The 24,680-nt window shown below is 75.0% G+C and carries 19 protein-coding genes; 14 read left to right on the top strand and 5 right to left on the bottom strand.

Features of this window, described 5'->3' with window-relative positions:
- Nucleotides 1-7: 7 nt before the first annotated feature.
- On the bottom strand, nt 8-895 hold the full coding sequence (locus ACWDYF_RS04620) for an SCO2400 family protein (protein WP_389467073.1): 888 nt from the start codon (nt 893-895) through the stop codon (nt 8-10).
- A gap of 257 nt (nt 896-1,152) precedes the next feature.
- Here ACWDYF_RS04620 and ACWDYF_RS04615 point away from each other — a divergent pair, with 257 nt between their 5' ends.
- The 6 genes from ACWDYF_RS04615 to mmsB all read left to right on the top strand — a co-directional run bounded on the left by ACWDYF_RS04615 (nt 1,153) and on the right by mmsB (nt 8,816).
- A complete protein-coding gene (locus ACWDYF_RS04615; protein WP_389467075.1) occupies nt 1,153-2,352 on the top strand; it encodes a mandelate racemase/muconate lactonizing enzyme family protein in 1,200 nt (399 codons plus the stop codon).
- Nucleotides 2,349-3,356 (top strand): zinc-dependent alcohol dehydrogenase, encoded by a 1,008-nt coding sequence (locus tag ACWDYF_RS04610; RefSeq protein ID WP_389467078.1) that lies wholly within the window; start codon nt 2,349-2,351, stop codon nt 3,354-3,356. Before ACWDYF_RS04615 ends, ACWDYF_RS04610 begins: the two co-directional genes overlap by 4 nt.
- 190 nt (nt 3,357-3,546) lie before the next feature.
- Complete coding sequence (locus ACWDYF_RS04605) at nt 3,547-4,515, top strand: hypothetical protein (protein ID WP_037893233.1); 969 nt, start codon at nt 3,547-3,549, stop codon at nt 4,513-4,515.
- Between the two features lie 291 nt (nt 4,516-4,806).
- On the top strand, nt 4,807-5,916 hold the full coding sequence (gene chvE, locus ACWDYF_RS04600) for a multiple monosaccharide ABC transporter substrate-binding protein (protein WP_381743374.1): 1,110 nt from the start codon (nt 4,807-4,809) through the stop codon (nt 5,914-5,916).
- Between the two features lie 66 nt (nt 5,917-5,982).
- Nucleotides 5,983-7,569 (top strand): multiple monosaccharide ABC transporter ATP-binding protein, encoded by a 1,587-nt coding sequence (mmsA, locus tag ACWDYF_RS04595; protein ID WP_381743373.1) that lies wholly within the window; start codon nt 5,983-5,985, stop codon nt 7,567-7,569.
- Complete coding sequence (gene mmsB, locus ACWDYF_RS04590; RefSeq protein ID WP_381743372.1) at nt 7,566-8,816, top strand: multiple monosaccharide ABC transporter permease; 1,251 nt, start codon at nt 7,566-7,568, stop codon at nt 8,814-8,816. The genes mmsA and mmsB overlap by 4 nt, the downstream gene beginning before the upstream one ends.
- Nucleotides 8,817-8,907: 91 nt before the next feature.
- Here the strand turns inward: mmsB and ACWDYF_RS04585 are convergent, their stop codons facing one another.
- Nucleotides 8,908-9,375: an RrF2 family transcriptional regulator gene (locus ACWDYF_RS04585; protein ID WP_018570659.1), complete on the bottom strand. Its 468-nt coding sequence runs from the start codon at nt 9,373-9,375 to the stop codon at nt 8,908-8,910.
- A 77-nt stretch (nt 9,376-9,452) separates the two neighbouring features.
- Between ACWDYF_RS04585 and ACWDYF_RS04580 the strand changes: the two genes are divergently transcribed.
- The 5 genes from ACWDYF_RS04580 (at nt 9,453) to ACWDYF_RS04560 (ending at nt 17,193) form a co-directional block, all read left to right on the top strand.
- Nucleotides 9,453-12,248, top strand: a complete 2,796-nt coding sequence (locus tag ACWDYF_RS04580; RefSeq protein WP_389467083.1) for a glycoside hydrolase family 35 protein — start codon at nt 9,453-9,455, stop codon at nt 12,246-12,248.
- A gap of 247 nt (nt 12,249-12,495) precedes the next feature.
- A complete protein-coding gene (locus tag ACWDYF_RS04575) occupies nt 12,496-13,020 on the top strand; it encodes a toxin (RefSeq protein ID WP_389467085.1) in 525 nt (174 codons plus the stop codon).
- Nucleotides 13,017-14,405 (top strand): MAB_1171c family putative transporter, encoded by a 1,389-nt coding sequence (locus tag ACWDYF_RS04570; RefSeq protein WP_389467087.1) that lies wholly within the window; start codon nt 13,017-13,019, stop codon nt 14,403-14,405. The genes ACWDYF_RS04575 and ACWDYF_RS04570 overlap by 4 nt, the downstream gene beginning before the upstream one ends.
- A gap of 64 nt (nt 14,406-14,469) precedes the next feature.
- A complete protein-coding gene (locus tag ACWDYF_RS04565; protein ID WP_389467089.1) occupies nt 14,470-15,645 on the top strand; it encodes an MAB_1171c family putative transporter in 1,176 nt (391 codons plus the stop codon).
- A 27-nt stretch (nt 15,646-15,672) separates the two neighbouring features.
- On the top strand, nt 15,673-17,193 hold the full coding sequence (locus ACWDYF_RS04560) for an FAD-dependent monooxygenase family protein (protein ID WP_389467091.1): 1,521 nt from the start codon (nt 15,673-15,675) through the stop codon (nt 17,191-17,193).
- A 1,077-nt stretch (nt 17,194-18,270) separates the two neighbouring features.
- Here the strand turns inward: ACWDYF_RS04560 and ACWDYF_RS04555 are convergent.
- Nucleotides 18,271-19,143: an SMP-30/gluconolactonase/LRE family protein gene (locus ACWDYF_RS04555; RefSeq protein ID WP_381743364.1), complete on the bottom strand. Its 873-nt coding sequence runs from the start codon at nt 19,141-19,143 to the stop codon at nt 18,271-18,273.
- Nucleotides 19,140-19,913, bottom strand: a complete 774-nt coding sequence (locus ACWDYF_RS04550) for an IclR family transcriptional regulator (RefSeq protein ID WP_018570666.1) — start codon at nt 19,911-19,913, stop codon at nt 19,140-19,142. Before ACWDYF_RS04550 ends, ACWDYF_RS04555 begins: the two co-directional genes overlap by 4 nt.
- Nucleotides 19,914-20,072: 159 nt before the next feature.
- On the opposite strand from ACWDYF_RS04550, the gene ACWDYF_RS04545 reads away from it, so the two are divergent.
- Nucleotides 20,073-20,672 carry a hypothetical protein gene (locus ACWDYF_RS04545; protein WP_389467098.1) on the top strand — a complete coding sequence of 200 codons (600 nt, stop codon included), beginning with the start codon at nt 20,073-20,075 and terminating at the stop codon, nt 20,670-20,672.
- On the opposite strand, the gene ACWDYF_RS04540 is transcribed toward ACWDYF_RS04545, so the two are convergent.
- A complete protein-coding gene (locus tag ACWDYF_RS04540) occupies nt 20,659-21,552 on the bottom strand; it encodes an ATP-grasp domain-containing protein (RefSeq protein WP_389467101.1) in 894 nt (297 codons plus the stop codon). The two genes, ACWDYF_RS04545 and ACWDYF_RS04540, sit on opposite strands and share 14 nt — an antisense overlap.
- Nucleotides 21,553-21,722: 170 nt before the next feature.
- Between ACWDYF_RS04540 and ACWDYF_RS04535 the strand changes: the two genes are divergently transcribed.
- A complete protein-coding gene (locus ACWDYF_RS04535) occupies nt 21,723-22,838 on the top strand; it encodes a MerR family transcriptional regulator (protein ID WP_389467103.1) in 1,116 nt (371 codons plus the stop codon).
- 365 nt (nt 22,839-23,203) lie between these two features.
- The gene (locus tag ACWDYF_RS04530; protein WP_389467106.1) at nt 23,204-24,679 is read left to right on the top strand and encodes an acyl-CoA synthetase; all 1,476 of its coding nucleotides are present in this window, start codon (nt 23,204-23,206) and stop codon (nt 24,677-24,679) included.
- The last annotated feature ends 1 nt before the right edge of the window (nt 24,680 follow it).

Raw genomic sequence — 24,680 nt, 5'->3', positions numbered from 1 at the left:
ACCACCCCTATGTGCACCACCACAGGAAGCGGTTGCAGGTGTGGGTCGGGGACGGGCTGGGCGGCGGCGGGGCCGGGGCGGAGGACGCCGGGGCGGGCGGGGACTGCGGGTCCTGCGGGGTCGCCCGGGGTGACGGTCCGTCACCGGTGGAGCCGCCGGGGCCGGTCACCGCGCCCGCCGGGGAGGTCGGCGCGCCCGCCGAGCGCGACGCGCTCGGGTCCGCTCCCGGGGAGCGGTCCGGCGCGGAGGCGGACGGGTCGGCCCGGTGGGAGGCCGAGGCCGTCGCCGAGGCCGTCGTCGTGCGCGCACCGGCCGCGTCGGCGGTCGCCGCGCCGGACGGCCGGGCCGTGCCGTCGTCGGCCGGACCGGTGTGGGCGCTGTCGGCCGCCGGGTCGCCCGCCGCTTCCGGGCCCGAGCCGGACAGCCCCGGCAGGCCGGGCGCGTCCGAGCCCAGCTCGGCCAGGCTCAGCCCGCCGGCCGCCAGGACGAAGCCCGCGGTGACCAGCAGGACCCTGCGGCGGCGCCTGCGGTGCGCCGCCGCCTTGCGGGCACGCCGTCCGGCGCCGCGGTCGCCGGACGGGTCGCCGTCGCCGGAGGAGTCTCGCTCGGCGGTGCGGGTGTCGGTGCGCGTGTCGGTGTGGGCGTCGGCGGCAACGATGTCATCGGCTTCGGCGGCGCCGCCCGCGCGTTCCGTGGTTCCGGCGCTCCGGGCACTTCCGGCACTTCCGGTGCTCCCGGCATCCGCCGCAGGCCCGTACCCGTACGCGAACTCGTGCGGCCGGGCCGGGGGTTCGGGTTCCCGTGCGTACACCGGGGCGGTTTCGGCCGGGGTGCCGCACCCCGGACAGGCGAGGGCGCCGTTGAGATGCCGTCGGCACGGGTGGCAGTAGTTCATGACGCGGGAAGACTAAGTTCCGGGCGGGGCGCGTTCCTAGGGGCGTCTGTGAAGGTTCCGTGGGGGATCGAGAGAACTCCCTGACGGCGCGCCGGAACCGATCCCCGTCCGCCCCATTGACACTGCCCGCGCCGCGTCCTTACTGTCACGCCAGCATTTCGAACGTGTGTCGAAATATCGAACAGCAGGGACCGCACCGGCAGCGCACCACCGCCGGAGACAGTCGAGCCGTCGCGATCAGCTGAGGGGCAACCGCCGTGCGCATCACCGGAATCAGCACACATGTGGTCGGGACGCCGTGGCGCAACCTGACCTATGTCCAGGTGCACACCGACGAGGGGATCACGGGGGTCGGCGAGACCCGCATGCTGGGCCGCACCGACGCGCTGACCGGCTATCTGCGCGAGGCCGAGGCCAACCACATCCTCGGTTCCGACCCGTTCGCGGCCGAGGACCTCGTCCGCCGGATGAAGTACGGCGACTACGGCCGCGCCGGTGAGATCGTCATGTCCGGCATCGCCGTCGTGGAGATGGCCTGCTGGGACATCAAGGGCAAGGCGCTGGGCGTGCCGGTGTGGCAGTTGCTCGGCGGCAGGGTGACGGACCGGGTCAAGGCGTACGCCAACGGGTGGTACACGACCGAGCGGACCCCGGAGGCGTACCACAAGGCCGCGCAGGGGGTCATGGCGCGCGGGTACCGGGCGCTGAAGATCGACCCGTTCGGCACCGGGCACTTCGAACTGGACCACGAGCAGACCTGTTACGCCGTCTCGCTGATCGAGGCTGTACGGGACGCCATCGGTCCGGACGCCGAGCTGATGCTGGAGATGCACGGCCGCTTCTCGCCCGCCACGGCCGTCCGGCTGGCCCGGGAGATGGCGCCGTTCCGGCCGGCCTGGCTGGAGGAGCCGGTGCCGCCGGAGAACCTGAAGGCGCTGGCGAAGGTCGCCGCGAAGGTGGACCTCCCGGTCGCCACCGGCGAACGCATCCACGACCGGACCGAGTTCCGCGAGCTGCTGGAGAGCCAGGCCGCCGACATCCTCCAGCCGGACGTCGGCCATCTGGGCGGCATCTGGGAGACCCGGAAGCTGGCGGCGGCCGCCGAGACGCACTACATGCTGGTGGCCCCGCACAACGTCGGCGGGTCCGTGCTGACCGCCGCCTCCCTCCAGGTCGGTTTCTGCACACCCAACTTCAAGATCCTCGAACACTTCAACGACTTCGCGGACGCGGAGATCAAGAAGGTGGTCAGGGGCGCCCCGCGGGTGGACCCGGAGGACGGCTGCTTCCACCTCTCCCACGCGCCCGGCCTCGGCGTGGAGCTCGACGTCGAGGCGGCGGCCGCGTTCCCGCAGCAGCAGGCGCGGTTCGACCTGTGGGCCGAGGGCTGGGAGACGCGCAGGCCCAAGGACGCGGGCGGGGACACCGGCCGGGCCGGTTCCGGGGGCGGCGCGTGAGCGGCGCCGTCGTCGTCGAGGCGCCGGGCGAGCACCGGATCGTGCCGCACACGCCCCGGCCGCCGGGGCCCGGCGAGGCCCTGGTCGCGGTGCACGCGGTCGGCCTGTGCGGCAGCGACCTGGAGGTGTACCGGGGCAACCGCCCCGCCGCGTACGTCCGTTACCCGCTGACGCCCGGCCACGAGTGGTCGGGCACGGTGCGCGCGGTGGGCGCCGGAGTGCCCGCTGCGCTGACCGGGCGCAAGGTGGTCGGCGAGGGGTTCCGCAACTGCCAGGTCTGCGACCGCTGCCACGCGGGCGAGACCACGCTGTGCGCCGCCGGGTACGAGGAGACCGGTTTCACGCTGCCCGGCGCGATGGCGGCCACGCTCACCCTGCCGGCCCGGCTGCTGCACGTCCTGCCGGACGGCGCCGACCTCACCGCCGCCGCCCTGCTGGAGCCCGCCGCCTGTGTGGCCGCCGCCGCGCTGAAGGCGGACGTCCGGCCGGGCGAGCGGGTCGCCGTGGTGGGCACCGGCACGCTCGGCCTGCTCGCCGTGCAGTTCCTGCGGGCGGTCTCCCCGGCCGAGCTGCTGGCGGTGGGCCTGCACACCGAACGGGCGGAACCGGCACGGGCGTTCGGCGCCACCGGCTTCCGTGCCGCGGACGATCCGGCGCTCCCGGACGGCTTCGACGTGGTCGTGGAGGCGGCCGGATCGGCGGACGCGGCCCGGCTCGCCGCCTCGCTGCTCCGGCGCGGCGGCCGCCTGGTGCTGACCGGCCTCCCGGCGCCGGGCGCCACCGGCCTCGACCCGGCCGGCCTGGTGGTACGGCAACTGGAGGTGCGCACCGTCTTCGGGGCACCGCCGGGAGCCTGGGCGCACGCCGTGCGGATGTTCACCGCGCGCCTGCTCGACCCGCTGCCGCTGGTCACCCATGAACTCCCGCTCACCGAGTTCGCGCGCGCCGTCGGCCTGGCCGGGTCCGGCGACCCCCGGGTGGGCAAGGTGCTGCTCCGCCCCTGAGCCCGCCCCTGGCCCTGCCTCTGCCTCTGCCTCTGCCTGTGCCTCTGCCTCTGCCTCTTGCCCTGGCCGTACGCGGGGCGCGCACCGCTCCGCTCCTTCGCTCTCCCTTTCCGTCGCTCTGCACGCCCCGAACCGCGAACGCCGTCCGATATACCGGACGCACGGTTCGCACGAACCCGGAGGACAGCCCGTGACCGACGCTTCCGCCACGGCGGCCCGCAGGCCCGGTGAGCCGGCGCTCACCGCGCTCGGCCTGGCCGCCCCCGACCCCGACCCCGCCGACTCCTCCCCGCACTCCTTCCCCGGCGGGGGCCGCTGGCGCACCGAGATCCCCTCCTGCGAGGGCCCGGAGGCGCTGGCGGTGGTCCTGGAGGAGTCCGCGCGGCTCGACGTCCCGGTACACCGGATCAGCCAGGGCAGCGGGGTGTGGATGCTGACCGACGCCGAGATCACCGAGATGGCCGGGGCGAGTGCCGAACGGGGCGTCGAGCTCTGCCTGTTCACCGGTCCGCGCGGCACCTGGGACACCGGCGGCTCGGTGCGCACCGACTCGGGCGGCGCGGGGCCGCGCGCCCGCGGCCACGACGCGGTCGCCGGGTGCGTCGAGGACGCCCTGCGCGCCACCGCACTGGGGGTGAGATGCCTGCTGGTGGCCGACGAGGGCGTGCTGTGGACGCTGCACCGGGCGCGGACGGCGGGTCTCCTCCCGGCCGACACCACCCTGAAGGTGTCCGCGCTGATCGGTCCGGTGAATCCGGCCGCGTACGCCGTCCACGAGCGGCTGGGCGCCGACTCCGTGAATGTGCCGAGCGATCTGACGCCCGCTCATCTCACCGAGATACGGCGGGTGTCGGCGGCGCCGATGGACATGTACATCGAGGCACCGGACGACCTCGGCGGCTATGTGCGGATGTACGAGGTCGCCGAGCTGATCCGGCGCGGGGCGCCGCTGTACCTGAAGTTCGGCCTGTCCAGGGCGCCCGGCATCTACCCGTACGGGCACCATGTCCGCGACGTCGCCCTGGCGAGCGCGCGGGAGCGGGTGCGGCGCGGACGGCTGGCGCTGGACCTGCTGGAGCGGCACGGGGCGGCCGGTGACATGGCGCCGCTCGGCTCGCGGCTGCCGGGCCCGCTCACCCGCTTCGACACACCGGCATAACGTTCCGGAAACTGAGCTTCACAGAAGGCGACACAGCCGCGCACAATCCCACACATCTGTTTCTGGGGCCGATCCGGGCCCCCGCAGTGCCCCGCAGTCGCACGCCCGCAGTCGCACCGCCCGCCGCGCACCGCCCGGCAGCACCACGGCACCACGGCACAGCACGACCGGCACTCCCGGCTCCACCCCCACAGCGTCGCCGCACCGCCATGCACCGCCATGCACCGCCACGCACCGCCGTGCACCGCCCGCACCGCCGGACCACCCGCACTCACATCGAGGATGATGACCATGCGCAACCGCAGCGCCGCACTCGCCGCCACCGCCACCGCCGCCTGCCTCTGTCTGGCCCTGTCCGCCTGCGGGCAGAACAGCGAGGGCGGCAGCAAGGAGGACAAGGGCAGCGCCAAGGGCGGCACCATCGGTGTCGCGATGCCGACCAAGTCGTCCGAGCGGTGGATCGCCGACGGCAATAACGTTGTCAAGAACCTGGAGTCCAAGGGGTACAAGGCGAAGCTGGTCTTCGGCGAGGACGACCCGGACACCCAGGTCTCGCAGATCGAGAACCTGATCACCCAGGGCGTCAAGGGCCTGATCGTCGCCGCCATCGACAACAAGTCCCTGAACAACGTGCTCCAGCAGGCCGCCGACGCCAAGATCCCGGTGATCTCCTACGACCGGCTGATCCTCGGGACCAAGAACGTCGACTACTACGCGTCCTTCGACAACGAGAAGGTCGGGCAGCTCCAGGCCGGTTACATCGCCGAGCGGCTCGGCCTGAAGGACGGCAAGGGCCCCTTCAACATCGAGCTGTTCGCCGGTTCCAACGACGACAACAACACCAAGTACTTCTTCGACGGCGCGCTGAGCGTCCTCAAGCCGTACATCGACAGCAAGAAGCTGGTCGTCAGGTCCGGCCAGACGAAGCTGAACCAGGTGACCACGCTGCGCTGGGACGGCGCCACCGCCCAGCGGCGCATGGACGACATCCTCACCTCGGCCTACAAGAGCGCCCGGGTCGACGCGGTCCTCTCCCCCTACGACGGCATCTCCATCGGTGTGCTGTCCGCGCTGAAGTCGGACGGCTACGGCTCCGGAAGCAAGCCGCTGCCCGTCATCACCGGCCAGGACGCCGAGCTGGCCTCGGTGAAGTCGATCATCGCCGGGCAGCAGACGCAGACCGTCTACAAGGACACCCGCAAGCTCGCCGAGGTCGCCTCGACGATGGTCGACGACGTCCTCAACGGCAAGAAGCCCGAGGTCAACGACACCAAGTCGTACGACAACGGCGCCAAGGTGGTGCCGTCCTACCTGCTCCAGCCGGTCAGCGTCGACAAGTCGAACTACGAGGACGTCCTGGTCAAGGGCGGCTACTACACCGACGCGCAACTGGGCAAGTAGCGCCCTCCCGCACCCACCGGAACGACGACCACCGAACCGACCGACCACCGACCGGAAGGCACGACCATGGCGGGACCCGTCCTGGAAATGCGCTCGATCGTCAAGACCTTTCCCGGTGTCAAAGCGCTGTCGGACGTCACCCTGACCGTCCGCCGGGGCGAGGTCCACGCCATCTGCGGGGAGAACGGCGCCGGCAAGTCCACCCTGATGAAGGTGCTCTCCGGCGTGCATCCGCACGGGAGTTACGAGGGCGAGATCCTCTTCGAAGGGGGGACCTGCCGGTTCCGGGACATCCGGGCCAGCGAACAGCGCGGCATCGTCATCATCCACCAGGAACTGGCGCTGGTGCCCTATCTCTCCCTCGCGGAGAACATCTTCCTCGGCAACGAACACGCCAGGCGCGGGTTCATCGACTGGAACGACACGCTCAGGCACGCCGCGGAACTGCTGCGCCGCGTCGGCCTCGACGACCACCCGGAGACCCGGGTCTGTGACATCGGGGTCGGCAGGCAGCAGCTCGTGGAGATCGCCAAGGCGCTGTCGAAGTCGGTGAAGCTGCTCATCCTGGACGAGCCGACGGCCGCGCTCAACGACGAGGACAGCGGCAAACTCCTCGATCTCATCCTGGAGCTGAAGAACCAGGGCATCACCTCGATCATCATCTCCCACAAGCTGAACGAGATCCGCAAGGTCGCCGACTCGGTGACGATCCTGCGCGACGGCCGCACCATCGAGACCCTCGACGTGCGGGCCGCCGCCACCACCGAGGAACGCATCATCTCCGGGATGGTCGGCCGCGACCTCGACCACCGCTTCCCCGAACGGACCCCGCACCGGCCCGAGGAGGGCGCGGCGCCCGCCCTGGAGATCCGCGGCTGGACCGTGTTCCACCCGATCGACCAGCAGCGCAAGGTCGTCGACGACGTGTCGGTCCAGGTGCGGCGCGGGGAGATCGTCGGCATCGCGGGCCTGATGGGCGCCGGCCGCACCGAGCTGGCCATGAGCGTCTTCGGCCGCTCCTACGGGCGCTACGCGTCCGGCACGGTCCTCAAGGACGGCACCGAGATCCGTACGAAGACCGTCGCGGAGGCGGTCGGGCACGGCATCGCGTACGTCACCGAGGACCGCAAGCACTACGGCCTGAACCTCATCGACACCATCAACCGCAACATCTCGCTGACCGCGCTGCGGAAGGTCGCCCGGCGGGGCGTGGTCGACGAGCACCAGGAGCGGCAGGTCGCCGAGGGGTTCCGCACCTCCATGAACATCAAGGCGCCGACCGTGTTCGAGCCGGTGGGCAAGTTGTCCGGCGGCAACCAGCAGAAGGTCGTCCTCAGCAAGTGGATCTTCTCCGGGCCGGACGTGCTGATCCTGGACGAGCCCACCCGGGGCATCGACGTGGGCGCCAAGTACGAGATCTACACGGTGATCGACCGGCTGGCCGCGCAGGGCAAGGCGGTCGTCTTCATCTCCTCCGAACTGCCGGAGCTGCTCGGCATGTGCGACCGGATCTACACGATGGCGGCCGGCCGTCTGACCGGCGAGGTGCCGCGCGCCGAGGCCACCCAGGAGGTGCTGATGCGCCGTATGACCAAGGACACGCAGGACTCTCAGGACACGCAGGACTCTCAGGACGAAGAGGTGTCGCGATGAGCACGGATGTGAGCGCCGAGAGCCCGGCCCCGGCCCCGGCGCCGCCGGGCCGGGCCGGGGCGGAGTCCGGCGGCGGACTGCTCCAGCTGATGCTGGGCGGCCTGCGCCGCAACATGCGCCAGTACGGCATGCTGATCGCGCTCGGCCTGATCGTCGTCCTCTTCGAGATCTGGACCGACGGCGATCTGCTGCTGCCGCGCAACGTCTCCAACCTGGTCCTCCAGAACAGCTACATCCTGATCCTGGCCATCGGCATGATGCTGGTGATCATCGCCGGGCACATCGACCTGTCGGTCGGCTCGCTGACGGCGTTCGTGGGCGCCGTTGCGGCCGTGCTCACCGTCAGCCACCATCTCGCGTGGCCCGTCGCGGTGGTGCTGTGCCTGCTGGTGGGCGCGGCGGCGGGCTCGCTGCAAGGGTTCCTGATCGCGTATCTGGGGATACCGTCGTTCATCGTCACCCTCGCCGGGATGCTGCTCTTCCGCGGGCTGACCGAGATCCTGCTCAAGGGGCAGACCCTCGGCCCGTTCCCGGACGGCGTGCAGAAGTTCGGCAACGGCTTCCTGCCCGAGGTGGGCCCGCACACCAACTACCACAACCTGACCCTGCTCCTGGGCCTCGTCCTCGTCGCCTCCGTGGTCTGGCAGGAGGTGCGCGACCGGCGCCGCCAGCAGGAGTTCTCCCTCGATGTGCTGCCCGCGCGGCTGTTCGCGCTCAAGCTCGTCGCGCTGGTCGCCGCGGTGCTGGTCGTCACGCTGCTGCTGGCCAGCTACAAGGGCGCGCCGATCGTGCTGATCGTCCTGGGCGCGCTGGTCGTCGGCTACGGCTATGTGATGCGCAACGCGGTCTTCGGCCGCCACATCTACGCGATCGGCGGCAATCTGCCGGCCGCGAAGCTGTCCGGCGTCAAGGACCGGCGGGTCACCTTCCAGGTGTTCCTGAACATGGGCGTGCTCGCCGCCCTGGCCGGCCTGGTCGTCGCCGCCCGGCTCAACGCGGCCTCCCCGAAGGCGGGCGTCAACTACGAGCTGGAGGCCATCGCGTCCTCCTTCATCGGCGGCGCCTCCATGAGCGGCGGTGTCGGCACCGTGCTCGGCGCGATCATCGGCGGTCTCGTCCTCGGCGTGCTCAACAACGGCATGAACCTGCTCAGCGTCGGCACCGACTGGCAGCAGGTCATCAAGGGCCTCGCCCTGCTCGCGGCGGTCGGCTTCGACGTGTGGAACAAGCGCCGGTCCGGCTCCTGAGACCGGGCGCCCGCCCCGTCCGCCGCGCACCGCCCCGCGGACATCCGTACCGGCGGGCGGCCCGTGCCCCGTGCACGGGCCGCCCGCGCGGTCACGGGTTCTCCCACGCCGCCGGTTCCGCCGCCAGGGTGCGTACCGTCTCCGGCAGGGCGCCCGAGGCGATGTCGGCGACGGTGACGCCCTCCAGGATCCGCCGGACATTGGCGCGCAGCGCGATCCACAGGGGCAGCAGCGGCTCGGCCGAGCCCGTGTAGGTCAGGCCGGTGGGGCGTTCGCCGCGTACGGACACGATGGGGCCGTCCACCGCACGGATGACATCGGCCACCGTGATCTGCGCCGCGTCCCGGGCCAGGGTGTAGCCGCCGCCCCCGCCGCGCCGGCTGGTGACCAGACCCGCGCGGCGCAGGTCGCCGAGGATGCCCTCCAGGAACTTGTGCGGGATGCCCTGCTCGGCGGCGACCGTCTCGGCCTTCACCGGGCCGGCCTGGTCCTGTCCCCCTCGTACGGCCAGTTCCAGAACCGCCCGTACCGCGTAGTCCGCCCGTGCCGAGATCCTCATGGGTCCATTGTGGGGCCCGGGACAGTGGAGAATGGCGGGACCCGCGCCCCGTACCATCCGCCCGGGAGGCACTCACCTTGGCGCTCAGCAGACGTACATTCAGCGCCCTCGCGGGCTCCGCCGCGCTCGGTCTCGCGCTGGGCGGCAGCGGCGGGCCGGGGGCGCCCGCGGCGTTCGCCGCGCGCGGGGTGCCGACGGGTCCGCCGCCGCCTGTTCCGGCCGCCGACGGACGGCGCCACACCGTGGCCTTCGACCACTACTCGCTGCTGGTGGACGGCAGGCGGCTGGTGCTGTGGTCCGGCGAGATGCACCCGTTCCGGCTGCCCAGCCCCGGCCTGTGGCGGGACGTCCTCCAGAAGATGCGGGCGCACGGCTACAACGCGGTCACCGCGCGGGTGGCGTGGAACTACCACTCCGCCGCCCCGGGCACGTACGACTTCACGGGGGTGCGGGACCTCGGGCTGTTCCTGCGCACCGCCGCCGAGACCGGGCTCTACGTCGTCCTGCGGCCGGGCCCGCACATCGGCGCCGACGTGGACGGCGGCGGCCTGCCCGGCTGGCTGCCCGCCTCCGCGGGCGCCTCGCCGGCCGCCGGTCCCGGGTACGCGCGGCACGCCGAGGAGTGGCTGGGCCGGGTCGACGCGATCGCCGCCCGGCACCTGTACACCCGGGGCGACGGCACGGTGCTGCTCTACCAGGTGGACAGCGGGGCGGCGGCGGACACCGGCGGCGCCCTGGTGTCCCGGCTGCTCGACAAGGTCCGCGCCGACGGCATCGACGTCCCCCTCTTCCGCGGCGACGGCGACGGCCGGTGGATGCCGCCGTCCTTCCCGCGCCCCGCCGGGTTCCTGACGGACACCGGCGACCGGCCGGACACCGGGGCACCGCGCGCGCGGGACGCGGCCGCCGTGCGGCACGCCCAGCTCACGGACCTGGCCGGCGGCATCGCCCTGCACAACGTGTACCCGGCCTTCGGCGGCACCTCCTGGGGCTGGCTGCCCGGACCGGGCATGCCCGCGTCCTACGACCACGGCGCCGCCATCGACGAGGGACGCCAGGTGACCGCGGAGATGGTGCCCGCGCACCAGATCGGGCACATGCTGCGGCATCTGCCCGACTTCGCCAAGCTGGAGCGGGCCGGGGGCGCGAGCGCGCGCGGGCTCACCACGTACCACCTGCGCAACCCGGACACCGGCGGCCGGGTCCACATCCTGCGCAACGACAGCGACAAGGACGTCTCCTCGCTGCTGCCCGCCGCCGGTGAGAACCTGCCGGTGACGGTCCCGGCCCGGGACGCCCGGCTGGCGGTCTCCCGGATGCGGCTGGGACTGCTCAGGGTGCGGTACTCCACCGCGCACCCGATGCTGTACCTCTCGGCCGGGCCGCTGGACATCGTCGTGTTCTGCGGGCGGCGCGGCGACACGGCCCGGCTGGCGCTGGAGGCGGCCGGAGAGCCGATGGTCACCCGGCTCAGCCAGCAGGTCGCCTATGTGTACGAGCGCCGCCTGGTACGGATCACGGTGCCCTTCGGCACCGGCCTCGCCGGGGCCCGGGTGGAGGCGGGCGAGACCGTCGACCGGCCGGTGCTGATGCTGTTCGCCGACGACAGGACGTCGGCGCGGCTGTGGCCGTACGAGACCCCGTCGGGCTCGCTGCTGGTCTGCGGGCCGAGGCTGCTGCGCACCGCCGCCGTCCAGGGGGCCACGCTCCACCTCACCGGCGACACCGTCGAGGCGACACGGCTGGAGGTCTGGCCCCCGCGCGGCGTCACGGCGGTGACGTGGAACGGCCGCCCGGTGCGCACCGCCCGCACCGGCTCGGGCAGCCTGCGCTCGATCGCGCCGCTGCCGGGGGTGGCCGAGGTGGAGCTGCCCGTGCCGGGCGGCTGGCGGGCGCGGGCGGAGAATCCCGAGTCCGCGCCCGGCTTCGACGACTCGGCGTGGCGGACCGCCGGCCTGGCCCCGGCGGACGGCGGCACGGCGGACGGCGGCACGGCCGGTGCGCGGACGCGGCCGGTGCTGTCCGCCGACGCCTACGGCTTCCACTACGGCGACGTCTGGTACCGGGGTGCCTTCACGGACGCCTCGGGCATCCGGTCGGTCTCGCTGGAGCACGGCACGGGCCCCGGGGGGCTGCTGATGGCGTGGCTGGACGGGGAGCCGCTGGGCACGCACCGAGTGCCGGACCCGGGGCACGAGGGCGGCACCGACGCGGGCACCGCCGTTCTCGCCGTGCCGCCGCGGCTGCGGACCGGCGGGCGGCATGTGCTGGCCGTGCTGGTGCGTCCGGCGGCGCGGGCGCAGGACGACACGGCGCCCGGTACGGCCGCCGGGGCGGTGCGCGGACTGGCGGCGGTCGACTTCACCGGGGGCGCGCCGCGGGTGCGCTGGCGGATCCAGGGCGCGGGCCCGGCCGACCCGGTGCGCGGGCCGCTGAACAACGGCGGCCTGTACGGGGAGCGGGAGGGCTGGCACCTGCCCGGCTTCCCGGACGGCGGCTGGGACAAGGTGTCCTTCCCGCGTGCCGTGCGGCGCCAGGGGGTCATCTGGTACCGGACCACGTTCAAGCCGTCGGTCGCGGCGGGCACGGACGCCTCGGTGGGGCTGGTGCTCGACGACGACCCGCACCGCGAGTGGCGGGCGCAGGTCTTCCTGAACGGCTGGAACCTGGGCGAGTACGTCAACGGCGCGGCCGGGCGGCGCCCGCTCGTCCTGCCGGACGGCATCCTGCGCACCCGGGACACCAACACCCTGGCCCTGGCCGTCCTGTCCGGGGCGGACACGGAGGCGGGGCCCGGCCGGGTGCGGCTGACGCTGCTGGGATCCGCGTCCGGCGGGGTGCCGGTGGCGCCGGTGTCCTCCCCCGGCCGCTGAACCGGCGGCACCGGCGAGCGGGACCGGCGGGCAGCCCCGGCGCGCGGGGCCGCCGACCCGGCCGGGCTCCGCACTCCGGGTCCGGGGGACCGCACTCCGGGTCCGGGGGACCGCGATCCGGGCAGCGCGGTCCGGGCGAGAGCGCCGCGAAAGAACCTTTCCCCGGTGCGGTCGGCCCGGAGATGATGGGGGGTCCCGGCAGACCGAGGGGGGCGACAAAGGGAGATGAGTGCGTAGGAAACGGGAGATGCGGCGCCTCGCCGAGACTCTCATCGGGCCGCTCCGGGTACCGGTCCCCGCGGACCCGGAGACATTGTTCGCCGCCCTCGTCGACTCGGTCGCCGCCTGGCGCGGCCGTCCGGTCGTCGTCCGCCGGGAGATCTTCCCGCCGCACACCGCGAGCGGGCTGTGGCTGGAGGGCGAGACACAGGACGTGGTGGTCATCGACCGGCGGGCCGCCGCGTGGCACCAGATCGTGATCTTCTGCCACGAGGTGTGGCACATGAGCAGACGGGCCGCGGACACCGCGGACGCCGCCGCGGGCCCGGTCCCGGCGGGCGGCCCGCCCCGGCCGGTCGCCGCCCGCACCGACTTCAGCCTGGCCGACGAGCAGGAGGCCGACCGGTTCGGCATGCTCATGGGCGGCAGACTGCGCGGCTGGCTGGAGGAGGCCCCGGCGGGCGGCGCGTCCGCCGCCGCCCCCGGCGCCGACGAGGACATCGCCGGACGCATCGGCTCGGCACTCAACTACCGGGGAACGCCCAGGACATGAGCGGGATGATCAACTACGTCAGCTGCGGCGCGCTGTGGCTGGGCCTGGCGGTGAAGACCCCCGATCTGGTCAGCCGCCGGCACGACCCGTATCTGCGCACGCTCTGCGTGGTGCTGGCCCTGGCGGGCACCTGCTTCGTCCTGGGCGCCGCGCCGACGGTCGGCGCCGTCAACCGGCTCAGCGGCGTGCCGAACATCGCCGCACCCCTCACCTACGCGTCGATCACCGCCTACAGCGCCGCCTCCCAGGTCCTCGTCGTCCACTGGCGGGGCGGAGGGCGGGTGCGCCGGGTGACCCGGCGCTGGGTGGCGGCCTACGCCTGCGTGATCGTCGGCATCGCCGTCCTGTTCGCGCTGGGCGAGGCGCCGGTGGAGCGCCGTACGGATCTGGACACGTACTACGCGACGACGCCGTTCATCGCCGAGATGATCGTGCTGTACCTGGCCGGGCACCTCGTCGCGGTGAGCGTCACCACGGTCTCGGCGCTGCGCTGGGCCCGCACGGTGCACGGCTGGCTGCGCGCGGGGCTGGTGATGCTGGGTCTCGGCTCCCTGTGCAGCGCCGGATACGCGGTGACCAAGTTCGTCGCGGTGGTGGCCCGTTGGTGCGGGCGCGACTGGTCCTCGCTCGGCACCGACGTGTCACCGGCCGCCGCGGGCCTGGGCGCGCTGGTGACCACGGTCGGCATCCTCGTACCGCTGGCGGGGCCGCGGCTGACGCGGTGGCGGCGGTCCTGGCGGACGTACACCCGGCTGGCGCCGCTGGAACGGCTGCTGGACGACCTGCTCACCCGCCACGCCCTCCGGCTGCCCCGTCCGCGCTGGTGCTCCCCGACGACCCGGCTGATGTGGCGCCAGACGAGCATCCACAACGCGCTCGGCTATCTGGACGCGTTCTTCGACGGCGCCCTGTACGAGCGCACCCGCGCCGGGACCCTGGCGGCCACCGGCGACCACGAGCGGGCGGAGGCCGCCGCCTGGGCGGCGGTCATCACCGCGGCCCTGCGGCAGCCGTCCGGGGACGGCCCGCGCTCCCCGCACCCGCAGGGCGGCGGTACGGCGCTGGAGGCGGCGGTACGCGGTCCGGCGCCCGCGCCCCCGGCGGGCGAGACCGGCCGGGCGGCGGAGGCCGGGAGCGCGGCCGGGCAGCATCTCGTCCTGCTCGACGGGATCGGCCCCACGGCGGGCCCCGAGGGCATCGGCGGCCCGTGGCCGGTCCTGCTCGACGGTGTCGGCCGCCCCCCGGCCCCGCTGGACGCCGGGCACGGCGAGGGTGCCCGGCCGGGCGGGCGGACCCCCGGCCCCGCGCTGCTCCTGCGGATCGCCGACGCCCTGCGGGCCCCGGAGCCCCCGGCGCCCGGCACCCGGCCCTCGGGGGCGGTGTGAGCAGGCGCCCGGCACCGCCGCCGCCCCCGCGCACGGTGTCCCCGGCGCGGCGGGGGTGGTGTCCGTGAGTCTCGTCGTGTACCTGGCGGCCGGGCTGCTGGGACTGGCCGCGATCGTGCTGTGCCGCCGCCCGCCGCGCGCCGGGTGGGACCCGCTGACCGTGTCGACGTGCGTGTCGATCCTGCTGGCCTCGCTGGTGTTCGTCTGCTCGGCGCCGCTGACGCTGGCGGCCGTCAACCGCCTCACGGGCATCCCCAACTTCGGCGCCCCGCTGACCTACGGCATGATCAGCGCGTACAGCTGCTCGCTGCTGATCCTGCTGGTGCACTGGCGCGGCGGGCCCCGGCGGCAGGTGCGGCGGATGGTGCTGCGCAGCGTCGCCGCGTACGTGGCGCTGATCGCCGTGATCATCGTGCTGTTCCTGCTGGGCGACGCGCGCACCGAGCGGCTCAACGACCTCGACACGTACTACGCCAACACGCCGTACCTGTGCGAGATGATCCTGCTCTATCTGATCGGGCACAGCGCGGCGACCCTGGCGATGTGCACGCTGTGCGTGAAGTGGAGCCGGGAGGTGACCGGGCTGCTGCGGGCCGGGCTGCGGCTGATCCTGGCCGGTTCGGCGCTGGACGTGGCCGGGTTCCAGCTCACCAAGTACACGGCGGTGGTGGCGCGTTGGTCGGGCCACGACCTGGACGTGCTGTCCACGCAGGTGGCACCGCCGCTGGCGTCGCTGGCCGCGCTGCTGTGCTCCGCGGGTTTCGCGCTGCCCCGGCTGCTGCCCTCGGTCCTCGCGCAGGTGCGCAGCCTGGACGACTACCGCAGCCTGGCTCCGCTGTGGACGCGGGTGCGGTTCGTGTCCACCGCGCCCAAACCGCCCAGCGGCTGGTGGCAGTTGCCGCGGGCCCGGCTGCACTGGCGGGAGGTGTCCATCCACGACGCGCTGCTCGGCCTCGCCCCGTACTTCGACGACGAGGTCCGCGAACGCGCCCTGGCCGCCGCCCGGCGCGCGGGCCGCACCGGGCACGAGGCGCGGATCGCGGCGGAGGCGGCGATGCTCGCCGACGCCGCGCGCCGCGCCGCCGCACGCGAGGAACCGCTGCCCACGCCGAGCGGTTACCGTCTGCACGCCACGGAGGTGTCCGGGACGGGGGGTCTGGTGGAACTGGCGCAGGCACTGGTCAGGCCGCCCGCCGGAACCCCCGTGCGGGGAGGGGCGGTACGGACCTCCCCCGGCTGAGCCCGCGATCCACTCCGAGGAGCCCGTATGTCCCCCTCCCCCAGTCACCGTCCGCGCAGAGCCGTGGTCGTCGGTGCCGGTCTGGCCGGCATGCTGGCCGCCGCGGCGCTGTCCTCCGCCGTGGACGACGTGGTCGTCCTCGACCGGGACGACCTGCCCGACGGCCCCGAGCACCGCAAGGGGCTGCCCCAGGGGCGCCACGCCCATCTGCTGATGGCCGGGGGCCTGGCCGCGATGGAGGAACTGGTGCCGGGCGGCGGGGTGCGCGAGCGGCTGCTCGCGGCGGGCGCCCGGGAGATCCCGCTCGGCTCGGGCATGCTGGCCCTCACCTCCGAGGGCTGGTTCCGGCGCTGGCGGCACGACGGTCCGCGGGTGCTCAGCTGCACCCGCGCGCTGCTGGACTGGACCGTGCGCGACCTGGTCCTCACCCGCACCGGCACCGAGATCCGCAGGGCGCGGGCGGTGGGCCTCACGGGCGACGCGCGGCGGGTGCGCGGGGTGCGGATCGCACCGGCCGGGGGCGGGACGGCGGGTGGCGGGGCGGCCGGTGACGGGACGGCCGGTGACGGGACAGCCGGGGGCGGCGAGGAGACGGAACTGGCCGCGGATCTGGTCGTCGACGCGAGCGGGCGCGGCTCACGGGTCGTCACCTGGCTGGCGGAGACGGGCATCACGGACGTACGGACCAGGAGCGTCGACTGCGGGCTGGTGAACGCCACCCGCGTCTACCGGACCCCGGCGGGCGCCGAGCAGTTCCCGCTGACGGTCGTGCAGGCGGACCCCTACCGCTCCGCGCCCGGCCGCAGCGGCATGCTGCTGCCGATCGAGCGGGACCGCTGGATGGTCAGTCTCGCCGGGACGCGCGGCGGCGGTGAGCCGCCGGCCGACCCGGACGGCTTCCTGGCCTACGCGTTCGCCCTCGCCAGCCCGGTCGTGGGCCGGCTCGCCGCCGGGGCCGAACCGCTGACCGGGGTGCACCTCAGCCGCAGCACCAGCAACGAGCGGCGCTATCTGGAGCGGACCGCGCGCTGGCCCGAGGGCTTCGTCGTGCTGGGCGACGCGCTGGCCACCTTCAACCCGGCCTACGGGCAGGGCATGTCGGTGGCCGCGCTGGGGGCGAAGCTGCTCGCCCGGGAGCTGCGGCACGGCGGCCCGGACGCGCCCGGCCTGTCCCGGCGGGTGCAGCGCGGGGCCGCCCGGTCGGTCGACGCGGCCTGGGCGGCGGCGGTCGGCCAGGACGTCTGGTACCCGCAGACACGCGGCGCCCGGCCGACCCCGGTGGACCGCCTCACCACCGCCTACAGCCGCCGTCTCACCCGCTCGGCCACCGGCTCCTACCGGGCGGCGGCGGCCCTGTGGGACGTGACCAGCATGCGCACGGGCCCCGAACGCCTCTTCCGCCCCACCACCCTCCTGGACGTCGCCTGCGGCCCCCTCCTCCCCCCGCTCTCCGGCCCTCCGCTGACCCCGTCCGAACGCAAGATCCTGGACACCCTGGACCACCCCGGCCCAAGGACACCGTCCGCGCCTCCGGTGCGGCGGGGTTGAGGCGGAGGCCGGACGGACGGCCCGGTCCCGGGAGGGCGGACCGGCCTGCGGGCCGGGGCCCGGGGGCCGGGGCCGGGGCCTGGGCTGCCCCCGCCTTCCGGCCCGGGGGCGGAAGCAACCCACCGGGGGTACCGGGGAAGGCCCCGGCCCCGAGACACAGGTGTGGTACGGCCGCGGGCGGGCGGCGGACCCCGGGACAGCGGCCGACGGAGCCCCCGGCGGGCCCAGAGACCGAGGCAGGGGCCCTGGCCCGCTGCCACCCTCCGGCCCGGGGCCTGGAACAGCCCACCAGCGCAGCCAGCGAAGCCCCCCCCCCCCGGCCCCAGGCATTGCTGAGGCCGGGCGACCGGACCCAGGACAGCAACCGGCGGACCGGCCAGCGGGCCCAGAGGCCGAGGCAGGGGCCCTGGCCCGCTGCCGCCCTTCGGTCCGGGGCCAGGAGCCCGGGGCCGGGAACAGCCCGCCCGGCTGCCGGGAAGGCGCCGGGCCCGAGACACCCGGTGCGGCATGGTGACGCCGGGCAACCGGGCCCAGGGACGGCGGACCGTCCTGCGGCGGGCCGGGGTCGGAACTCCGGGGGCGCTGTCGCCCTCCGGGCCGGGGCCAGGAGTCCGGGGCCGGGGGCAGCCCGCCCGGCTGCCGGGGAAGACCCTGGGCCTGCACCACCGGCACGGCTGGCTGCTCGTCGGGCGGCAGGGACGGCGGACCGGCCAGCGGGCCCGGGGCCGGGGGCCCGAGGCCCTGGGCCGCTGCCGCCCTCCGGCCTGCGAGCCGGGAACAGCCCACCAGGGCTGTCGGCGAAGGGCCCGTGCCCCAAGCATTGCCGAGGCCGGGCGGCCGGGCCCAGGGCAGCAACCGGCGGACCGGCCCGCGGGCCCTCGGGCCGGGGCCCTGGGCTGCTGTCGCCGTCCGGTCCGCGGGCCGGGAGCAGCCCACCGGGGCTTCGGCGAAGGGCCCTCGCCCTCGCCACCGGCACGGCACGGCGCCGCACAGCCGGGGCCGCCGCCTCCGGCCCCGCCCGGGGCCCGGCAGGGCGGTCGACGGGCCGGCCGGTCCCGGCCGGCCGCTGCGCCGTGGTCAGCCCGCGAAGGCGGGCTGGGGGAGGCCGTGGCCCGCGTCCGGGACGACCAGGAGGGCGCCCGCGAGGGGGTGCGGTGCGGAAGGGCCCGTGCGGGCCGAGGTGATGTACAGGTCGGTCAGCCCGGCGCCGCCGAACGCGCACGCCGTGGTCCGGGCGACGGGGAGTTCCACGACCCGGTCCAGCGTGCCGTCCGGGGTGTAGCGGCGTACCGCCCCGCCCTCCCACAGGGCCACCCACACGCAGCCGTCCGCGTCGACTGTCAGGCCGTCCGGGAAGCCCGCGCCCTCCTCCACCCGGGCCAGCGGACGCCGGTTCACCGGCTGCCGGGCGCCGTCGGCTCCGTCCGGGACGTCGAAGACGTCGATCCGGCCGGTGGGCGTGTCGGCGTAGTACATCCGGCGGCCGTCCGGGCTCCAGCCGATGCCGTTGCTCACCGTCACGTCGGTCAGGAAGGGTTCGGCCGCGCCGTCGCCGGTGACCCGGGTCAGCGTGCCGCCGCCCGGTGCCTCGTCGTAGCGCATGGTGCCCGCCCACAGGGAGCCGTCCGGGGCCACGGCGGCGTCGTTGCCCCGGCGGCCGGGCACCGGGTCGCGGTGCAGCCAGCGGAACGCGCCGTCCGGGCCCGGGTCGACCAGGCCCACCCCGTCGCGCAGGTTCAGCACCAGGCCGCCGCCGGTGCGCGGCTTGGCCGCGCCCACGTGCTGCCCGGTGGCGCGGACCGTGCGCCGCCCGGTGGCCGGGTCCCAGGTGTGCACCCGGCAGGAGAGGATGTCGATCCAGATCAGGTGCCCGGCCGCCGGGTCCCAGGTGGGCCCCTCGCCCAGCTCGGCCCGCTCCGGCGCCGCCGCCTCGTACTCCGGCCGCCTCATGCCGCGCTCCGGTGGCCGAGGCGCTCGGACAGCTCGGCGGCGCCCCGTACGGCGAGCCGCTCCAGTTCGCCGGTGCGCTCCTCGCTCCAGCGGACCATCGGCACCGAGATGGACAGGGCGGCGACGACCTCGCCGGTGCGGTCGCGCACCGGGGCGGCGACGCAGCTGACGTCCGGGTTCGACTCGCGGTTCTCCACGGCGAGCCCGCGCTGCCTTATCCCGGCCAGCGCCGCGCGCAGCACGGCCGGGTCGGTGATGCTGTCGGGCGTCATCGCGGCCAGCACCGCGTCGTCCGGGACGCGCGCGGCGAGTTCGGACTCGGGCAGCGAGGCGAGCAGCATCTTGCCGACCGAGGTGCAGTGGGCGGGCAGGCGGCGGCCGGCCGCGGAGACCATGCGCACCGCGTGGGTGGAGTCGACCTTCGCGATGTAGATGACGTCGGTGCCCTCCAGTATCGCGACGTGCACCGTCTCGTCGCAGGTCTCGGCCACCGAGCGGGCCACCTGCTGGCCCTCGGCGGCCAGGTCGAGCTGCTCGGCGTAGCGGCTGCCCAGCTGGTACGGGCGGACGCCGAGCCGGTAGCGGCCGGGCTGCCCGGTGACCGGGACGAGGTACTGGCGGGCGGCGAGCGTGGTGACCAGCTCGTGCACCGTGGTGCGCGGCAGCTGGAGGCGGCGCACGATGTCGGGGGCGGAGAGCGTGCCGTCCCCGTCGAGGAAGAGCTCCAGTATGTCCAGAGCCCGGGTCACGGCGGGTACGAGACGTCCCACGGCCGGCCCCCTCCCTGAATCCGGCCTGTTCGAGATTTCAACAGGCGACCGACATGGCGAACGACGAACGTTCACAGGCTAGCCACGGGGGTGGGGCGCGGCAATGGGGCGGCGGTGGCGCGCGGGGCACATGCCGCCGGGTGGGCGATCATGGAGCGTATGACCGCCTCCGCCTCCGCCGCCGGTTCCCGGCCGCCGTTCACCGCGCGCGACGTCCAGTTGGTGCTGCTGCGCCGCATGGCCGACCACCAGCCGGACCTGGTGGCCGAGGCGCGCCGCGAGCTGGGCGCCACGGCGGCGGAGATGCGGGAGGCGAACAAGCGGTGGCAGGCGATGGCGCACACACCGCGCGGCCACTCGGACGCCGTCTTCCGCGGCGCGCTCGGCGCGCCCGAGTCCACGGCGGCCCGCCGCGTCGGCGACATGGAGTGCGAGGCGCGGCAGTGGCCGCTGCCGCTGTGGCCCACGCTGCGCCTGGAGGTGCTGAGCGGGCCGCGCGGCCGGGTCTGGAACGCCTGGCTGGTCCGGGCGCCGGGCGCCCCGGCGCCCGTCCTGCGCACCCTCGACGACCTCACCCCCTGGTCCTGCACGGTCGACGAGGCCGCCCGCGCCTTCGCCCCGGCCCGCCCCCTGGAGGGCACGGCGCCCACCCGCTGGGGGCTCGCCTTCACCGCGCCCGACGCGCGGGGCGCGGCGCACGAGGTGGCCGCGGAGTTCACCTGGGGGCTGCTCCAGCGCACACGCGTCAAGGACGCGTAGGCGCCGCGGCGGCGGCCAGGATCTCCGCGACGACCCGCTCCAGCGAGCCCGGGTGCAGCCACAGGAACAGGTTCGGCTCGACCAGTTCGAGTTCCATCACGCACGGCGCGCCGTCCGGTCCGTCGACCAGGTCCACCCGGGCGTACAGCAGCTCGGGCGCGCCCGGTACGGCGGCCAGCGCGCTCTCGGCGACGGCGAGTTCGGCGCCGGTCGGGGTCCACGGCTCAAGGCCCGGGTGGGCCGTCTTCTGAGCGTCGTAGGCGGTGCCGGGCGAGAGCACGGCCCGCTTGCGGCTGGCGTGCAGCAGCCGGCCCCCGGCGTACTGGAGCGCCCGCTCCCCGCTGACGTCGATCCGCTCCAGATAGGGCTGCACCATCGCGGTCAGCCCCCCGGCGTGCAGCCGGGCCACCTGCGCGGCGGCCGTCCCGCGTTCGGCGGGCGTGTAGCGGGCGGCGAGCCGGGCGCCCGCGCCGAAGACCGGCTTGACGACGAAGTCGTGGCCGCCGGGCAGGTCCCGCGGCCCGCAGGGCTCCCCGGGCGGCACGTACCGGGTGGGCACCACCGGCACCCCGGCGGCGGCGAGGTCCCCGAGGTAGCGCTTGTCGGTGTTCCAGCGCACGACGGCGGCCGGGTTGGCGAGCCGCGTCGCCTTCGCGCAGCGCTCCGCCCAGGCGGTGAACTCCGCCGCGCGCCCGCTGTAGTCCCACGTGGACCGTATGACGACCAGGTCGTACCCGGCCCAGTCGGCGTCCGGATCGTCCCAGTGCACGGCCTCGGCGTCCGCTCCGGCCGCGCGCAGCGCCGCGACCAGCGGCCCGAGGTCACGGTCCCGGCTCGGGGCGGTGCCGGGGTCGTAGGTGGCGAGGGCGACACGGGACACGGCGGGCTCCTTCGGCGGGCGCGGCACGGCACGGCACGGCACCGCAGGGGTGGGAACGGACGGCGGACCGCCCGCACGCTAACAACCCCCGCCGCAACCGGAACACCCCTGTTGACCTTCACCTTCGGGGAAGCCCCAGCATCGGTGGCGGGAACGGAATCGAGGTCCACATGCACACGGGCACGGCCATGCTGACGATCGGCGCCTTCGCGAAGGCGTCCCGGCTCTCGCCGAAGGCGCTGCGCCTGTACGACGAACTGGGGCTGCTGCGCCCGGCGCGGGTCGACCCGGACACCGGGTACCGCTACTACGCGCCGGACCAGTTGGAGCAGGCGCGGCTGGTGGCGTGGCTGCGGCGGCTGGGGATGCCGCTGGCCGGGATCCGCCGGGTGTGCGCGCTCGCGCCGGACGCCGCCGCCCGCGAGATCCGCGCCCACTGGGGCCGGGTGGAGGCGGAGACGGCCGTACGGCGGGACCTCGCCGCGTTCCTGGCCGACCACCTCGACCACCTCGCGGACCACGTGCCTGACCGACGTTCGGACCGCTCTTCGACACCGCCGAGGAAGGACATCACCATGCTGGAACTGCGCTACGCCGCCCGCTCGGACCGCGGCAGGGTGCGCCCCGCCAACCAGGACACCGCCTACGCCGGGACCCGGCTGCTCGCCGTCGCCGACGGGTACGGGCCCGCCGGGGCGCGGGCGGGCGGCGCGGCCGTGACGGCGCTGAAGGCGCTGGACACGGCCGAACCGCCTGCCGGGAGCGTGCTGAACCTGCTGGAGGACGCGGTCCAGGGCGCGACCCGGGCGGTGGCGGACGCGGCGGGCGGCGCGGAGGCCGGTACGACGCTCACCGCGCTGCTGTGGACCGGTTCCCGGCTCGCCCTGGTGCACATCGGGGACAGCAGGGCGTATCTGTTGCGCGAGGGCGGGCTGTTCCGGGTCACCCACGACCACACCGTGGTCCAGGCGATGCTGGACGAGGGGCGGCTGACGCCCGAGGAGGCGGTGAGCCACCCGCAGCGCGCGCTGCTGCTCAGGGCCCTGGACGGCACCGCCACCCCGCCCGTCCCGGACCTGCGTCTGCACGACGCCCTGCCCGGCGACCGGTATCTGCTCTGCTCGGACGGCCTGACCGCGGTCGTGCCCGACGACCGGATCAGGTCCCTGCTCGCCGCCGCCGGGGACCCGGACGCGGCCGTACGGTCCCTGATCGGCGCGGCGAACGCGGCGGGCGGCCCGGACAACGTGAGCTGTGTGGTCGCGGACGTGGTGGAGTCCCGCTGAGGCGAGGACGGGGCCGCCTTGCGGCGTGCGCGGCACACCGTCGCTCCGGCGCCGGGGCATCCCGCGCCGCGCGCCGCCGAAGTCCGGCTCGCGGCCGGCCTGAGCGCGGTCGTGGGACGACGGCGTCCGGGGTAGGACGGTGCTGTCGGTCCCACGGCCGACCCGGGCACCTGTCCGGCGGCCACGGCGCCCCCTGGGGCGACCGGGCCGGTGGCCGGGTCCGGTGACCGGGTCCGGTGACCGGGACACTGGTCAGGTGACCGGCCGGTCCATCCGGTGCCCCGGACGAACACGACAAACACCGTGAACACGACGAACACCACGAACACCCTGAAAACGACGAACACGACGAAGGAGTCCGCCGCGTGTCCTCCCTCTTCCCGGCCCTGACGGATGCCCCGGGGCCCCGGCCCGCCCTGCGGTTCGGCGACCGGGCGCTGACCTATGCGGAACTGGCGGCGGCGGCCGGTGCCGTCGGCGCGCGGGTGCGGGACCAGGAGCGGGTCGCCGTCTGGGCGACGCCCGCGCTGGAGACGGCCGTGGCCGTGGTGGGCGCGCTGCTCGCCGGGGTGAGCGTCGTACCGCTGAACCCGAGGTCCGGCGGGACGGAGCTGGGGCACATCCTCGCCGACAGCGCCCCCTCGCTGGTGCTGGCCGCCCCCGGTGACGAACTGCCCGGCGTGCTCGCCGGATCGCGCCGCGTCGACGTCGACGTACGGGAGCGGGGGCCGGTCCCGGCCGAGGACGGCCGGGCGGGCGACGAGGACCCCGCGCTGATCGTCTACACCTCCGGCACCACAGGACCGCCCAAGGGCGCCGTCATCCCGCGCCGGGCCGTCGCCCACACCCTGGACGCGCTGGCGGACGCCTGGGCGTGGACCGCCGGGGACGTGCTGGTGCACGGGCTGCCGCTGTTCCATGTGCACGGTCTGGTGCTCGGCACGCTCGGCACGCTGCGGCGCGGCGGCTCGGTGCGGCACCTGGGGCGGTTCACGACGGAGGGCGTGGCCCGGGAGCTGTCGGACGGGGCGACGATGCTGTTCGGGGTGCCGACCATGTACCACCGGATCGCGGAGGCGCTGCCGGACTCCCCCGAGCTGGCCGGGGCGCTGGCGGGTGCCCGGCTGCTGGTCTCCGGTTCGGCCGCGCTGCCGGTGCACGACCACGAGCGGATCGCGGCGGCGACCGGGCGGCGGGTGATCGAGCGGTACGGGATGACCGAGACGCTGATGAACACGAGTGTGCGGGCGGACGGCGAGGCCCGCGCGGGCACGGTCGGGCCGCCGCTGCCGGGCGTCGGTCTGCGGCTGGTGGAGGAGGACGGGACACCCCTGACCGCGTACGACGGCGAGAGCGTCGGCGAGATCCAGGTGCGCGGCCCGAACCTGTTCACGCGGTACCTGAACCGGCCCGACGCGACGGCCGCCGCCTTCACCGGCGACGGCTGGTTCCGCACCGGGGACATGGCGGTGCGCGACCGGGACGGCTCGGTCCGGATCGTCGGCCGCAAGGCCACCGACCTGATCAAGAGCGGCGGTTACAAGATCGGCGCGGGCGAGATCGAGAACGCGCTCCTGGAGCATCCCGGTGTCCGCGAGGCCGCCGTCACCGGGGAGCCGGACGCCGACCTCGGTGAACGGATCGTCGCCTGGATCGTCCCGGCGGACCCGGCCGCCCCGCCCGGCACCGAGGAGCTGGCCGGGCATGTGGCCGGGCGGCTGGCCCCGCACAAGCGGCCCCGGGTGGTCCGGCTGCTCGACGCGCTGCCCCGCAACGAGATGGGCAAGATCATGAAGCGGGCGCTGCCGCAGGGCGACCCGGCCGCCGAAGGCGGGCGCTGAC

Source organism: Streptomyces sp. NPDC003284, assembly GCF_053589675.1.
The sequence above is the reverse complement of the archived record's forward strand: the minus strand, read 5'-3'. Positions and strand labels throughout refer to the sequence as shown.

Coding starts and splice junctions, on each gene's coding strand:
- ACWDYF_RS04620 (WP_389467073.1), bottom strand. CDS start 895: ATGAACTACTGCCACCCGTGCCGACGGCATCTCAACGGCGCCCTCGCC.
- chvE (WP_381743374.1), top strand. CDS start 4,807: ATGCGCAACCGCAGCGCCGCACTCGCCGCCACCGCCACCGCCGCCTGC.
- mmsA (WP_381743373.1), top strand. CDS start 5,983: ATGGCGGGACCCGTCCTGGAAATGCGCTCGATCGTCAAGACCTTTCCC.
- mmsB (WP_381743372.1), top strand. CDS start 7,566: ATGAGCACGGATGTGAGCGCCGAGAGCCCGGCCCCGGCCCCGGCGCCG.
- ACWDYF_RS04585 (WP_018570659.1), bottom strand. CDS start 9,375: ATGAGGATCTCGGCACGGGCGGACTACGCGGTACGGGCGGTTCTGGAA.
- ACWDYF_RS04575 (WP_389467085.1), top strand. CDS start 12,496: ATGCGGCGCCTCGCCGAGACTCTCATCGGGCCGCTCCGGGTACCGGTC.
- ACWDYF_RS04570 (WP_389467087.1), top strand. CDS start 13,017: ATGAGCGGGATGATCAACTACGTCAGCTGCGGCGCGCTGTGGCTGGGC.
- ACWDYF_RS04560 (WP_389467091.1), top strand. CDS start 15,673: ATGTCCCCCTCCCCCAGTCACCGTCCGCGCAGAGCCGTGGTCGTCGGT.
- ACWDYF_RS04555 (WP_381743364.1), bottom strand. CDS start 19,143: ATGAGGCGGCCGGAGTACGAGGCGGCGGCGCCGGAGCGGGCCGAGCTG.
- ACWDYF_RS04545 (WP_389467098.1), top strand. CDS start 20,073: ATGACCGCCTCCGCCTCCGCCGCCGGTTCCCGGCCGCCGTTCACCGCG.
- ACWDYF_RS04535 (WP_389467103.1), top strand. CDS start 21,723: ATGCACACGGGCACGGCCATGCTGACGATCGGCGCCTTCGCGAAGGCG.